The sequence below is a fragment of the Sodalis sp. RH15 genome, assembly GCF_047324255.1.
GTDB lineage: Bacteria > Pseudomonadota > Gammaproteobacteria > Enterobacterales > Enterobacteriaceae > Acerihabitans > Acerihabitans ligni.
This window is the reverse complement of record NZ_CP178738.1, coordinates 5,661,490-5,674,325: the sequence shown is the minus strand read 5'-3', so window position 1 is coordinate 5,674,325 and position 12,836 is coordinate 5,661,490. Positions and strand designations below refer to the sequence as shown.

The 12,836-nt window shown below is 54.7% G+C and carries 13 protein-coding genes; 5 read left to right on the top strand and 8 right to left on the bottom strand.

The features are described 5' to 3' along the window. Positions 1-77: 77 nt before the first annotated feature. A complete protein-coding gene (locus ACL2XO_RS25670; RefSeq protein ID WP_413725878.1) occupies positions 78-728 on the bottom strand; it encodes a TetR/AcrR family transcriptional regulator in 651 nt (216 codons plus the stop codon). Positions 729-925: 197 nt separating this feature from the next. Here ACL2XO_RS25670 and ACL2XO_RS25665 point away from each other — a divergent pair, with 197 nt between their 5' ends. After that, the gene (locus tag ACL2XO_RS25665; protein WP_413741840.1) at positions 926-2,173 is read left to right on the top strand and encodes an NADH:flavin oxidoreductase/NADH oxidase family protein; all 1,248 of its coding nucleotides are present in this window, start codon (positions 926-928) and stop codon (positions 2,171-2,173) included. 61 nt (positions 2,174-2,234) lie between these two features. Here the strand turns inward: ACL2XO_RS25665 and ACL2XO_RS25660 are convergent, their stop codons facing one another. Then, the gene (locus tag ACL2XO_RS25660) at positions 2,235-2,723 is read right to left on the bottom strand and encodes an Hsp20 family protein (protein ID WP_132924886.1); all 489 of its coding nucleotides are present in this window, start codon (positions 2,721-2,723) and stop codon (positions 2,235-2,237) included. A gap of 161 nt (positions 2,724-2,884) precedes the next feature. Beyond that, positions 2,885-4,036 carry a lactaldehyde reductase gene (gene fucO, locus ACL2XO_RS25655; RefSeq protein ID WP_132924888.1) on the bottom strand — a complete coding sequence of 384 codons (1,152 nt, stop codon included), beginning with the start codon at positions 4,034-4,036 and terminating at the stop codon, positions 2,885-2,887. Positions 4,037-4,513: 477 nt separating this feature from the next. On the opposite strand from fucO, the gene rhaT reads away from it, so the two are divergent. The 4 genes from rhaT (at position 4,514) to ACL2XO_RS25635 (ending at position 9,408) form a co-directional block, all read left to right on the top strand. Beyond that, entirely contained in the window at positions 4,514-5,548 is a 1,035-nt protein-coding gene (rhaT, locus tag ACL2XO_RS25650; RefSeq protein ID WP_132924890.1) for an L-rhamnose/proton symporter RhaT, read from the top strand. Between the two features lie 17 nt (positions 5,549-5,565). Beyond that, a complete protein-coding gene (gene rhaB / locus ACL2XO_RS25645) occupies positions 5,566-7,038 on the top strand; it encodes a rhamnulokinase (RefSeq protein WP_413741839.1) in 1,473 nt (490 codons plus the stop codon). Beyond that, positions 7,035-8,306 (top strand): L-rhamnose isomerase, encoded by a 1,272-nt coding sequence (locus ACL2XO_RS25640; RefSeq protein ID WP_413741838.1) that lies wholly within the window; start codon positions 7,035-7,037, stop codon positions 8,304-8,306. Before rhaB ends, ACL2XO_RS25640 begins: the two co-directional genes overlap by 4 nt. A gap of 250 nt (positions 8,307-8,556) precedes the next feature. Then, positions 8,557-9,408, top strand: a complete 852-nt coding sequence (locus ACL2XO_RS25635) for a hypothetical protein (protein ID WP_413741837.1) — start codon at positions 8,557-8,559, stop codon at positions 9,406-9,408. Positions 9,409-9,706: 298 nt separating this feature from the next. On the opposite strand, the gene ACL2XO_RS25630 is transcribed toward ACL2XO_RS25635, so the two are convergent. The 5 genes from ACL2XO_RS25630 to ACL2XO_RS25610 form a co-directional block, all read right to left on the bottom strand. Continuing rightward, positions 9,707-10,384, bottom strand: a complete 678-nt coding sequence (locus ACL2XO_RS25630) for a RibD family protein (protein WP_413725873.1) — start codon at positions 10,382-10,384, stop codon at positions 9,707-9,709. Positions 10,385-10,432: 48 nt separating this feature from the next. Next, on the bottom strand, positions 10,433-10,864 hold the full coding sequence (locus ACL2XO_RS25625) for a DUF29 domain-containing protein (RefSeq protein WP_413741836.1): 432 nt from the start codon (positions 10,862-10,864) through the stop codon (positions 10,433-10,435). A gap of 118 nt (positions 10,865-10,982) precedes the next feature. After that, positions 10,983-11,171 carry a hypothetical protein gene (locus tag ACL2XO_RS25620; RefSeq protein ID WP_413741835.1) on the bottom strand — a complete coding sequence of 63 codons (189 nt, stop codon included), beginning with the start codon at positions 11,169-11,171 and terminating at the stop codon, positions 10,983-10,985. A gap of 86 nt (positions 11,172-11,257) precedes the next feature. Further along, entirely contained in the window at positions 11,258-11,365 is a 108-nt protein-coding gene (locus tag ACL2XO_RS25615; RefSeq protein ID WP_132927966.1) for an ash family protein, read from the bottom strand. A 348-nt stretch (positions 11,366-11,713) separates the two neighbouring features. After that, entirely contained in the window at positions 11,714-12,799 is a 1,086-nt protein-coding gene (locus ACL2XO_RS25610) for an aldo/keto reductase (RefSeq protein ID WP_413741834.1), read from the bottom strand. Positions 12,800-12,836 lie beyond the last annotated feature (37 nt).

Here is a 12,836-nt window from a genome sequence, read left to right as displayed (position 1 = left end):
CTGTCTGCATGCGCCTTCGGCAAGGTGCCGGCGCCGGCCGCGTCCGACATTCCCCAAGGGCGTATATTATCTGCGCATTATATTAAGCCGGCATCCAGTATAGCCATCATCCGCCGGCTTGCCGTGGCGACCTGGCGTTCTATCTGTGCTTCGTCCGGCAGCGGGTTTCCCAGCAATGCATCATCAAACAATCCGGCCCTGAGCAGGGCGGCAAATACCGCCGCCGCCTGCTGCGTGTCGGCTATCCGCCATCCCGTCGCCGGTAGCCAGTGTTCAAGGTAGCGGGCGAACAGCCTGTCTCTCCTGGTGATGACTTCCTGCCGGTACAGCCGGCCGATTTCCGGGAAACGGGCGGCGTCGCGCATGACAACACGATAAAGCGCCAATTGCGGCGCCGACAGCGAATGTTGCAGATAATCCCGGCCCGCCATCAAAAACGCCTCCGCCGGAGGCTTCTGGAACCATAAGGGCTCGAGGTCATCGGGCTGGTTTTGGTTGCCGACATCGTTACAGGCCGTTTGCATTACCGCGCTGAACAGATCGTCCTTGCTGTCGAAATGCCGGTACAGCGTTTTAATGGAAACGCCCGCCGCGTCGGCGATGCGGTTCACCGAGCTTTCGCCGTAGCCGCTTTCCAGAAAAGCCTGCAACGCGGCATCCACAATCATTTTCCTTTTGCGCGTCATCAGCGCCGCTTTGGGATCGTTCTGTGACCAAACCTTAACCATAAAAGTCCCCTTGGTATGCCTTGACAGATGATACGACAGTTGTCACTATCCCACAAACGACAGTGATCGCTGTCGTTTGTGGGCGGCAGATAAAATCCTTCGGATTCCCAGACGCAGCCAACACGGCTGCACCTGTGGAGATGGTGGGTATATTTGCCGGTGGCTTGCATTCATTTTATTTTGGGATAGCTACCCTAATGACGAATTTACTTTCAGAACCCGTGCCGCTGCCTTGCGGCACGGTGCTCACCAATCGCATCTGCAAAACCGCAATGAGCGAGGGATTGGCGGATAACGCCAACCACGCCACTCCCCGTTTGGAAACATTGTATCGCCGTTGGGCGCGGTCGGGGGCAGGACTGCTGTTGTCGGGAAATATCCAGGTGGACCGGAACCATTTGGAACGACCGGGCAATATCGTCATCGACGATGACAGCGGGATGCGGCAGCTGGCGCGGCTGGCGCAGGCGGGTAAAGCCGGGGGCGGGCATTTTTGGGCACAGCTGAGCCATACCGGGCGGCAAGTGATCCAGGAAATTAATCCGGCGCCGCTGGCCCCTTCGGTGGTGGAACTCGATGTATTGCGGGGTGCCGGTTTTACCTTTGCGCCGCCAAGAGAAATGACCGAAGAGGATATTCGCCACGCCATAGCGCAGTTCGCCTACGCCGCGGGTAAAACGCGCGAGGCGGGATTCACCGGAGTGTCCCTTCATGGCGCCCATGGTTATTTGGTCTCGCAGTTTCTCAGTCCGCTCACCAACCGCCGCCGGGATGAATGGGGCGGCTCGCTGAGAAATCGCGCCAGGTTCCTGCTGACGCTATTGGCTGCCGTGAGAGAGGCGGTAGGAAAGGATTTTCCCATCGGACTCAAACTGAATTCATCGGATTTCCAGCGCGGGGGGTTCACCCATCAGGAATGCCTTGAAGTGGTCGCCATGCTTAACGATACGTCGCTGGATTTGCTGGAGCTTTCCGGCGGGTCCCTGGAACAGCCCATGGTAATCGGCGTCAGTTTAAAAGATCAGGGGATAGACGGCCGGCCGGCGGCCACCGTCCGCCGGGAGGCCTATTTCGTTGAATTTGCCGCTTCGATCCGGGCCGTTGCCAGGATGCCGGTGATGGTGGTGGGCGGTTTTCGTACCCGTTCGGTGATGGTGGATGCCCTGCGGCGGGGCGAACTGGATGTGATCGGGCTGGGCCGTCCCATGATTGCCGATCCGGATATTGCCCGCCGTCTCATTGCGGGGGAAACGGACATCGCGCCGGCGCCTGAAAAAAACTTGGATCTCTTACATCTGCTTCCTTGGAATAACATGCAGCTAAAGCGCATGAGCGACGGATTGGAACCGGATCTCCAACTGAAGGGGGAAGCGGCGGCGGCGTGGTTCGCCGCCTGGGAAAAAGAGTATCTCTGCGCATTAATGGCCCATCGGCAGAAACGTTGATACCGCAAAATGTCAAAAAAAATGAGGCCGGAAATAAGCTTCCGGCCCCGTGCTCTTGCTGTTATTCTGCTTTTGCCTGTTCAATCACCCTGCCGCCTGACTGTACGTCGGCCCGTTCTATGGTGATCTTTTTCGGTTTTTCCTCTTCCGGGATTTCCTGTTCAAGACTGATTTCCAGCAAACCGTTAGCCAGTTTGGCCCCGTTCACTTTGGTGCCGCGATTGACGCTGAATTGCAGCGAGAAGTTGCTGCGGCTGATGCCCCGGTGAACCCAATTGTCTTTTTCGGTTTTTTTGTCTTCTTCATGCCGGCCCTCAATGACCAACTGGCCGTTGCGGGTGCTGACGTTCAGCTCTGATTCACGGTAGCCGGGCACGCTGACGGTAATGGCGTACTGATTATCGCCTTTTTTAACGATATCGTAAGAGGGACTGCCGGCAACCGGTTCATCGCCGGTCAGTCTGCTGAACAGCCGGTCGATTTGATTAAAACGATCTGACAGCAGCGAGTCGCTGAATGAAGGAATAAGTGAAAACGGATGTGTGATCATGGCTAATCTCCTGAGTGTTCAAAAGTTCAACCTTTTACCGGATTACTTCAATCCTCAGCCTTTAGATAGGGGTAAAAAAGCGGCTTTCAAGGGCCGAAAATGAAAAAAATGCCGAGGGATTTTCCTCGGCATCGGTACGTTGGCTATCCGCGGGCTTTCACTTAATAAATAGCCTGATAAAGCTGCTTGATTTCGGCGACGCTGGTCTGGCGGGGATTGCCGCCGGTACAGACGTCATCGAACGCCGCCTGGGCCAGCGCCGGAATATCCTGTTCCTTCACGCCCACATCCCTTAGGCGCGGCGGGATGCCCACATCCTTGCACAATGCCTTGACCGCGTTCACCGCCGCCAGACGCGCCTGTTCTATGGGCTGGTCTTTGGCCTCCGGATGGCCCATCGCCACGGCGATAGCCCGGAATTTTTCACCGGTATGGGCAGCGTTGTATTCCATGATATGCGGCAGCAAAATGGCGTTGGCCACCCCATGAGGCGTATTGTAGAAAGCGCCCAGCGGATGGGCCATGCCGTGCACCAGTCCAAGCCCCACGTTTGAGAAGCCCATGCCCGCCACGTATTGCCCCAGGGCCATATCGTCCACGCCCTGCGCATCGCCTTTCACCGACGCCCGCAGCGAGCGGGAAATAATCTCGATGGCCTTGATATGGAACATATCGGTCAGTTCCCAGGCGGCCAGGGTGGTATAGCCTTCAATGGCATGGGTCAGCGCATCGACGCCGGTGGCGGCCTTGAGAGAGGCCGGCATACTGGCCATCATATCCGGATCGATAATCGCCACCAGCGGAATATCATGGGGATCCACGCAAACGAATTTACGGCGGTTTTCCTCATCGGTAATAACGTAATTGATAGTGACTTCCGCCGCCGTGCCGGCGGTGGTGGGAATGGCAATAATGGGCACGCAGGGTTTTTGCGTTGCGGCCACGCCTTCCAGGCTGCGGACGTCAGCGAACGCCGGATTATTGATGATAATCCCGATGGCCTTGCTGGTATCCTGCGGCGAACCGCCGCCGATGGCGATCAGGTAATCCGCCTGGGCGGCCTTGAACGCGGCCACGCCACGGTTTACCACGCTGATGGTAGGGTTCGGCACCACTTCATCGAACACCGAGAACGCCAGACCCGCCTCATCCAGCAGGGCGGTGATACGGGTCGCTATTTTTACGCGCATTAGCTCTTTGTCGGTGACGATTAACGCTTTTTTATAACCGTGGGCTTTCGCTTCGTCAATAATATGGGAGACAGCTCCTCGGCCAAAATAGGCGGTTTGATTCAAAATCATTCGGTTAGTCATGAGAATTACCTTGACGTGATTAAAAGATTTTTTTAAGAAACATGAAGCCCTGAGTTTTCAGATTCCATGCTTGCGTCCGCTAACTTTAAATACCTTCTGCTTTAAATACCATGACGGCGCGCTCTAATACCGCCCATTATAATAATGAGCTGGTATTATTACCTTCTTGCCACTGCCACCTGCCGATGGAAACTGGCAATTTAATGAAGAATCCCCCTCCGGCGTGTCTATATCTCATTTTTCATGCCGTCAAAATGCGCTGGAATATTCTCTGTCAATAAAATGATGTGATGGATTTGTGATTCAGATCACTCGTTTCTTACGCTGTTTGCCATTTTTGCAAGGAAAATGGCATTGTCAAGAAGGCCATATTCTCCAAATCTTTTAATATATAAAAACTTCTGTAACCGCAGTTTTAAATTAGCTCTCTTTTATCTCTTTTTTAAAGAGGTCCTATTTTTTAAAGGAATTTCTCAAATGGGCAGTTCAATAATTCTCGGCATTTTTTGGCACTTCGTGGGTGCCGCTTCTGCCGCCTGTTTTTATGCACCCTTTAAGCAGGTCCGTCGATGGAGCTGGGAAACCATGTGGTCGCTGGGCGGCTTCTTCTCCTGGATCGTTTTACCCTGGACGGTGAGCGCCATACTGCTACCGGACTTCTGGGGTTATTACAGTTCTTTCTCACTGTCCACGCTGCTGCCGGTGTTTCTGTTCGGCGCCATGTGGGGCATCGGCAATATCAACTACGGCCTGACCATGCGCTATCTGGGCATGTCCATGGGCATCGGCATCGCCATCGGCATTACCTTGATAGTCGGCACGCTGATGACCCCTATCATTCAGGGTAAATTCGGCGCCCTGGTCCATTCCAGCGGCGGCCAGATCACCTTGCTTGGGGTATTCGTCGCGCTGATAGGCGTCGGCATCGTCAGTTATGCCGGCATGATGAAGGAGCGGGCGCTGGGCATCAGTACCCAAGAGTTCAACCTGAAGAAAGGGCTGCTGCTGGCGGTGATGTGCGGCATTTTTTCCGCCGGGATGTCTTTTGCCATGGATGCGGCCTTGCCCATGCATGAAGCGGCGAAAAATGCCGGTATCAGCCCGCTGTATGTGGCTCTACCGAGCTATGTGGTGATTATGGGCGGCGGCGCGATTGTCAATCTGGCCTTTTGTTTTATCCGGCTGGCCACCAAACCCGAGCTGTCGCTGAAGGCGGATTTATCCCTGGCTAAACCCTTGCTGCTTGCCAACGCCCTGTTCTCCATTCTCGGCGGTGTGATGTGGTATCTGCAATTTTTCTTCTATGCCTGGGGCCAGGCCAATATTCCGGTTCAATATCACTATGTCAGCTGGATGCTGCATATGAGTTTTTATGTGCTGTGCGGCGGCATCGTGGGACTGGTGCTCAAAGAGTGGAGCGGTGTGGGCAAAAAACCGGTGCGCCGGCTGTGCCTCGGTGCGCTGGTGATTATCCTGGCGGCCAATATTGTCGGTCTCGGTATCGCGTCCTGAGATAGGAGATAGCACTGATGACTATACGTAATCTTGCCGCGGTGGATCTCGGCGCCTCAAGCGGAAGGGTAATGCTGGCGAGCTGGCAGTCCGATACCCAAACCCTGGGCATCAAGGAAATCCATCGGTTCGATAACGGCTTCAAACCCGTGGGCGGCCATGACTGCTGGGATCTCGACGGGCTGGAAAAGGAGATACTCACCGGCCTCACCAAGCTTGGGAACAATGTCTTCCCGCTGGACGGTATCGGTATCGATACCTGGGGAGTGGACTATGTCCTGCTGGATGAGCAGGGAGCGCGGGTCGGCGAAGCGGTCTCCTATCGCGACCATCGCACCGACGGCGTGATGGCGCAGGTCACCGCCGAATTGGGATATCAATCCCTTTACCGCCATACCGGCATTCAGTTTTTGCCGTTTAATACGCTTTACCAATTAAAGGCCCTGTGTGCCCAGACGCCGGATATTATTCCCCGGGTGGCGCATTTCCTGATGATCCCGGATTATTTCACCTACCGCCTGACCGGCAAGATGAATCGGGAATATACCAATGCCAGCACCACCCAGATGCTTAATCTGCAAAACGGCGACTGGGATCAAAGCCTGCTTGACTATCTGGGCATTCCGCGCCGCTGGTTCGGCACCCCGCGTCTGCCGGGCAATACGGTGGGGGAATGGGCCGGTCCTTCCGGGCGCCGGGTGCCCGTAATAGCCGTGGCCAGCCACGATACCGCCAGCGCGGTGGTGGCTTCGCCGCTGAAAGACAGGCATAGCGCCTATTTGAGTTCCGGCACCTGGTCGCTGATGGGGTTTGAAAGTGATGTTCCCTATAACAGCGAACAGGCGCTGGCGGCCAATATCACCAACGAGGGGGGCGTCAGCGGCACCTACCGGGTATTGAAAAATATCATGGGACTTTGGCTGCTTCAGCGCATCTGCCGTGAGCAAAACCTGACCGATTTACCGGCGCTGATCGCCCAGGCGGCCGCAGAGCCCCCTTTTGCCAGTCTCATCAATCCCAACGACGATGGATTCCTCAATCCCCCGTCCATGGTGGACGCCATTCGCGCCGCGTGCCGCGAAACCGGCCAGCCGGTGCCGCAAACCGACGCGGCGCTGGCCCGTACCGTTCTGGACAGCCTGGCGCTGTGTTACCGCCGGGTCTTGCAGGAGTTAAGCCAGTTGCGCGGGGCCAAGCTGAACCATCTCTATATCGTCGGCGGCGGCTGCCAAAACCAGCTGCTCAATCAACTGTGCGCGGATATATGTCAGATTCCGGTTACCGCCGGCCCGGTGGAAGCCACCACGCTCGGTAATGTCGGTTGCCAATTGATGACGCTGGGAGATGTGCCCGATCTCGCCTGCTGGCGACGCATTGTGGAGCGCAGCTTCCCGCCGCGTCATTTTTCACCCCGTCGGGTTCCCGAGCTTGCCGCAGTATGGCAGCGGTTTAAGGAAATCTGTCATTTTCAACAGGAAACAGCAATATGAATAACTCTCCCGAACAAGCCTGGCTGCTGGCGAAACAGCGTTTTTCCGATGTGAATGTCGATGCCGAGGCGGCATTAAAATTCCTGGATACCCTGCCGATTTCCATGCACTGCTGGCAAGGAGACGACGTCACGGGTTTTGAGAATCCGGAAGGTTCGCTGACCGGCGGCATTCAGGCTACCGGCAACTATCCGGGCAAGGCGCGCAACGCCGCCGAGCTCCGGGCGGATCTGGAACAGGCATTTAAACTGATTCCGGGGCCGAAGCGCCTTAACCTGCATGCCATCTATCTGGAAGCCGAAGGTAAGGTTGAGCGTAACGAAATCGAACCGAAACACTTTAGCGGCTGGGTAGAGTGGGCGCGCCGGCACCAGCTCGGACTCGATTTCAACCCCACCTGTTTTTCCCATCCCCTCAGCGCCGACGGTTTTACCCTGTCCCACGCCGATAAAGGCATTCGCCAGTTCTGGATCGAGCATTGCCAGGCCAGTCGCCGTATATCGGCCTATTTCGGCCGTGAGCTGGGTACCGCTTCCGTCATGAATATCTGGGTGCCGGACGGTATGAAGGATTTGACCATCGACCGGCTGGCGCCGCGTCAGCGCCTGCTGGAGTCGCTGGATGCCGTCATCGCGGAAAAAATCGACGTCAAATACCATATTGATGCGGTGGAAAGCAAACTGTTCGGCATCGGCGCTGAAAGCTTCACCGTGGGCTCCAGTGAATTCTTTTTGGGATATGCTACCAGCCGGGGTACCGCCCTATGTCTCGACGCCGGCCATTTCCATCCCACCGAGGTCATTTCCGACAAAATTACCAGCGCCATGCTGTTTGTCCCCCGTCTGCTGCTGCATGTCAGCCGTCCGGTACGCTGGGACAGCGACCACGTGGTGCTGCTGGACGACGAAACACAGGCCATCGCCAATGAAATCGTGCGCAACAAGTTCTTTGATCGGGTGCATATCGGTCTGGACTTCTTTGATGCCTCCATTAACCGCATCGCCGCCTGGGTCATCGGTACCCGCAATATGAAAAAAGCACTGCTGCGCGCCCTGCTCGAACCCACCGAACAGCTGCGTCAGTTGGAGCAACAGGGGGATTACACCGCGCGTTTAGCTCTGCTGGAAGAGCAAAAATCCTTGCCCTGGCAGGCGGTCTGGGACCGCTATTGCCAATGGCATGACACGCCGGTGGGCGGCGACTGGCTGTCGGCGGTACGTCGCTATGAAATATCGGTGCTGCCGCGCCGTGGGGGGAATAACGCTTAGCGCGTTAAAAAAAACCGGCATTTCCCGTTCCGCGGGCATGTTGCCTGCGGAACGGTGCTTAAGAAGCGCCACCTCAGTCCACCCCACCTTCATTGGCAACAATTCAATTTAATCAAATAGGTAAGTCCCGCAGTTTTATGGATTTGAATGATCTTGGCCGCTATGATGAAACCGGCAATTTTATTCATGCGATCATTTATCTCGATTAAATTTATAGGTGCTTTACTGCGCCAAGGGAGAGGCTTATACGATGGATAATGTGAATGGATATTATACTTCATGCAAGATAACGTTAATTCCATGCAATGTTGAAAATAATAACGAAAAATCATTGAAAATGCTTAATGATCTTTCAGTAAGATATTTTCAGCTTTGCAAGAGTAATATGGCCTATCAGTTCTATGAGATTGATGAACTGATATCTAAAATACAGAGCGGCGATAAAATCGATAATAAAGATGCGCAGGGAATAAATGAAATTTGTGAGTCATTATGTCAAAAGGAATACCACGCTGTTGAAATGTTAAAATCCTACCAAGCGCTGGCGGGCGAAAACCCCACCCTGACATGTTTTCCCTGGAACGGGCGAATTATTGATTACGCCACGCTACGTCGTAGCCTGGCGGAAGAAATTGTTGCTAAAGAAGTCAGGGCTAAGGTTTTTGAGCAGCTTGCTGAATTATTTACCTGCGCTTTGTTGCTTGATGTTGACAAAGCCGCTATTTATCGGAGCAGCATGCGTTTTCTTGATGCCCTGACGCTTTGCTTATACACGGATAAGGTCTTTGCCGCGAGGGCGAGCGTGGAGGCGCTTGGCAACATGTTTGGATTAAATATGTCCGTTATGCCGGTGTTAACGGACTTTTGCAATGGTATGTGTCTGCGCATGGACTTGTTGCCTTTGTTGGAAAAGGGCTATGGAATCCTTTTCCGTAACAATGATTTGCTTGATGACGACGAAATCAGTTATTTGCGCATTCTTAAAGGCGCGTTCGCTGAAATCGCCGCCGTGGTGGAGCAGCATTACGGTACTCTCGACTATGCTCAAGAGCAGGGTATCCACGTGCCCGAGTGTTTTTTCAGCTATAACCTGATCGATTAACGCACTGCTTTGCCATGCTCAACCTGTTGACAGCCTTGGCCTGACTGGCTCATTGTCGCCGGCGTCATTCCTGAATGGCCCTTTTCCTACGGGCCACTGGTTAATGGCGGCGGTGTCGAATTCGACATTATGGTATATAAATCAATGCAATAGACCGAAAGGCAGCACCCCTGCCAGTCATATCTTCAAATTGTCGGTGGGGATGATTGATTATAACAATCTGGATTTAACCGAAAGCGGCGAGAACGAATGGCTGTGCCTCAAAATAGCCGAGCAGTTCGGACTGCCGACCGCACAATCAGGTCCGGGTATAGCGCAACCATACGCCGTCATGGTCGGTTTTTTCCACCGACGCCAGCTTCAGGTAGGCGGGCTTTTGCCAGGCGTCCACCGGGATATCAAATGATGCGGCGTGGCCGGTGCGGCCGTCCACAATGGGCACAATCAACACGCTGACCTCGTCCACCAGTCCGGCATTGACGAACGCGCCGCAGACATGGCCGCCGCCCTCGACAATCAATTTTTTCACTCCCAACTCCCGGGACAGGGTTTCCACCACCGCCGCCAAATCAAGCTCGCTCTTGCCGCCGAACAGATAGGAGACGCCGATGGACTGAAGATAGGCCAGGTAATCATCGCTCACCTGCTCCGTGAGCACTTCGATTACATGGGAATCCAGGGCGGTATTGCGCTGCCAGCCCACCCGTCCCTTGGGATCGATGGAGATGGCGTATTGCGCGGCGTCGCGCACGGCGAATACGTTGGCGCGGGGCAGCGGCGCTTTCGCCAGCCCTTTCGGATACTCAATGCTGTGGGCCACTTCCTGCATGGTTACCCGGCCGCAAATCCAGCCGTCGGCCTTAAAGCTGGCGGCGGTAGATTCATAAAGATCGCCGGTGTATTTCAGGTTCCAGCCATCGGTAAGGCTGCGGCCGTCTATGGCGGACAGCATATGGCATATGATATAAGGCTTCATTTTTTATACCCTTCATCTTTCCAAGTAAAAGTGACCGATTCCCTGAAATCATTCCGGATAAAACGCCGGGTCCATAAATTGTTCAAAGGACCACGGGCAGGAAGAGGGGAAAACGGTGCGTTTAATATTGGTTTCACGCTCCGCGCTTATCACCGCGTCGCCATAGGCATCTTCGATAATTTCCGGCAGGTTATGTTTGAGGCTGGGGCTTTTTTTCAGGCGGCGCTCTATCTTACGGCGCTGCTCCTCAATGGTCAGTCTCCAGCTCCGTCCTTGTCTTTCCGCTTGGAATTGCCATTTCAGCAGATGGATGAACAGAACTTCAAGACGAGACTCAAGCTCATTTTCCGCACTGGTTCCCATCGACTCAATTTCCTCCAGCAGATTTTTGGTATCCAGCTCAGCGAGACGGCCTGAACGCAATAACTCTGCCTGTTCCTGAGTCCACCCATAAAAGTCGCTGTCATAACGGGTTGTCATAGTTACTCCCCTGAATTTCAGGTTATCCTGCGGATAACCTGAGTTTGTCAGAGAAAAACGCGTCAGTCAAAACTGGCGCATTGTTGTAAAATTATTCGATATTTCGGTGGTTCGATGATTAATGCAGAACCACCGAATCTTCGACGATCTCCCCATCCAAGGTTCGGTCCAGCAAATCCAGCCGTTCATTCAGGATATACAGCAGCAGTTCTTTTACCACCGGGTGCGGTATTTCAATGGCGGCATAGGCCAGCGCACGGCAATGATCGACGATTTCTTCCAAATTGAGGGGTGAAGAATCATACATGATTCACCCCCGAGATAAGGTGAGTGTGCTGCGGACGAGTAGGGATAAAAAAAGTAGCCATAGACAGCCCCTATAGTGATGGAGGATCAACTACTACCCGAGACGTCAATCTCAAGGGTGGTAGCCCAGACAGAGTTGACGTTACCGGTCACTACAGCCGGCGCTTTTTGCAAAGCCCCTGCCTGGGCCACCATAATGGGGTGTGCGCAGATGCTACTTGATTGTACTGCATTATCAAGCACTGAGTGATTGTCGGAACGTCAATTCCGGCTGCGGATTTTGCCGCAGCGGGTGGACTATACCTTAGCCATTTCATTCAAAGCAACCCCCTGGAATGACAAGAATAAATCAGAAAAATTAATTCAGAATCCGCTTCGCAATTCTCCACCTGGGCCTTTGTGAAAGAGACAGATGAAATGCAATAATATGCCAACCCGTAAAAATGCTGCTTTTGAGCTGAACACAGCATCAAATCAGTAAGCGCGCCCAAACGAAATGGGCGCGCTTACTTAACAATAGACAACCGGTGACCCTATAGGGGATTAATACCGCTGCTCATCGTTCTCCGGAGACAGCGGGAAAACTTCCGCAGGACGGCCATTAACCGTGGTGCCGCCCTGGAAGACGGTGGGCCCGACGCCGTTGATCCAGTTGATGAAGGTCTCCGGCGGCGCTGAAAGCCGGGAAAGTTCAGCGATTTCCTCATCGCTCAGCCGTACTTCCAATGCGGACAGGTTGGCTTCCAACTGATCCAGCCGTCGCACGCCGATAATGGATGATGCCACCCCCGGCCGCGACTGGACCCAGGCCAGGGCTACCGCCGCCGGCGTGGCGCCGTGGGCGGCGGCAATAGCGATTAGCGCGTTGATAATGGCATATTCACGATCCCCCAGCGAGTCGGCCTTGCTGTCGCTGCGGCCGCCTTGGGCGACGGAACGGTTATCGCGCCGGTATTTGCCGGATAAAATTCCCCCCGCCAGCGGCGACCAGGGTACCACCCCCAGCCCCAGCTCAAGGGCCATGGGGATCAGTTCGTCTTCCACGGTGCGTTGCAATAATGAGTATTCAATTTGCAACGCAATGAGCGGGGACCAGCCGCGAAACTGGGCCAGGGTTTGCGCCTGGGCGACTTTCCAGGCCGGCGTGTCGGAAAAACCGATATAGCGCACTTTGCCGCCGGCCACCAGGCTATCCATGGCGCGCATGGTTTCTTCAATGGGTGTAAAGGCATCCCAGGCGTGCTGCCAGTAAAGGTCGATATAATCGGTCTGCAACCGGCGCAGCGACTGTTCGCAGGAGGCGATGATGGTCTTGGCGCTGCAGCCGCCGCCGTTGGGATCGCCCCGATACATATTGCCGGAGAATTTTGTGGCCAGCACCACCCGATCGCGCCGGCCGCCATCGCGGGCGAAGAAATCGCCGATGATTTTCTCGGAATGGCCTTTGGTATACATATTGGCGGTATCGATAAAATTGCCGCCCCGGTCAAGGAATGTCGCCAGGATGGTTTCTGATTCGCTGACCGATGATCCCCATCCCCAGTCTTCGCCGAAGGTCATGGTGCCCAGGCAAAGGGGGCTGATGCGCAGGCCGGACCGGCCGAGAGTGAGATAAGCGTCGAGAGACATAAAAGGCTCCTGTTAGGCATGGGGCGCACTGATGCAC

Coding starts and splice junctions, on each gene's coding strand:
- ACL2XO_RS25670 (WP_413725878.1), bottom strand. CDS start 728: ATGGTTAAGGTTTGGTCACAGAACGATCCCAAAGCGGCGCTGATGACG.
- ACL2XO_RS25665 (WP_413741840.1), top strand. CDS start 926: ATGACGAATTTACTTTCAGAACCCGTGCCGCTGCCTTGCGGCACGGTG.
- ACL2XO_RS25660 (WP_132924886.1), bottom strand. CDS start 2,723: ATGATCACACATCCGTTTTCACTTATTCCTTCATTCAGCGACTCGCTG.
- fucO (WP_132924888.1), bottom strand. CDS start 4,036: ATGACTAACCGAATGATTTTGAATCAAACCGCCTATTTTGGCCGAGGA.
- rhaT (WP_132924890.1), top strand. CDS start 4,514: ATGGGCAGTTCAATAATTCTCGGCATTTTTTGGCACTTCGTGGGTGCC.
- rhaB (WP_413741839.1), top strand. CDS start 5,566: ATGACTATACGTAATCTTGCCGCGGTGGATCTCGGCGCCTCAAGCGGA.
- ACL2XO_RS25640 (WP_413741838.1), top strand. CDS start 7,035: ATGAATAACTCTCCCGAACAAGCCTGGCTGCTGGCGAAACAGCGTTTT.
- ACL2XO_RS25635 (WP_413741837.1), top strand. CDS start 8,557: ATGGATAATGTGAATGGATATTATACTTCATGCAAGATAACGTTAATT.
- ACL2XO_RS25630 (WP_413725873.1), bottom strand. CDS start 10,384: ATGAAGCCTTATATCATATGCCATATGCTGTCCGCCATAGACGGCCGC.
- ACL2XO_RS25625 (WP_413741836.1), bottom strand. CDS start 10,864: ATGACAACCCGTTATGACAGCGACTTTTATGGGTGGACTCAGGAACAG.
- ACL2XO_RS25620 (WP_413741835.1), bottom strand. CDS start 11,171: ATGTATGATTCTTCACCCCTCAATTTGGAAGAAATCGTCGATCATTGC.
- ACL2XO_RS25615 (WP_132927966.1), bottom strand. CDS start 11,365: ATGGTGGCCCAGGCAGGGGCTTTGCAAAAAGCGCCGGCTGTAGTGACC.
- ACL2XO_RS25610 (WP_413741834.1), bottom strand. CDS start 12,799: ATGTCTCTCGACGCTTATCTCACTCTCGGCCGGTCCGGCCTGCGCATC.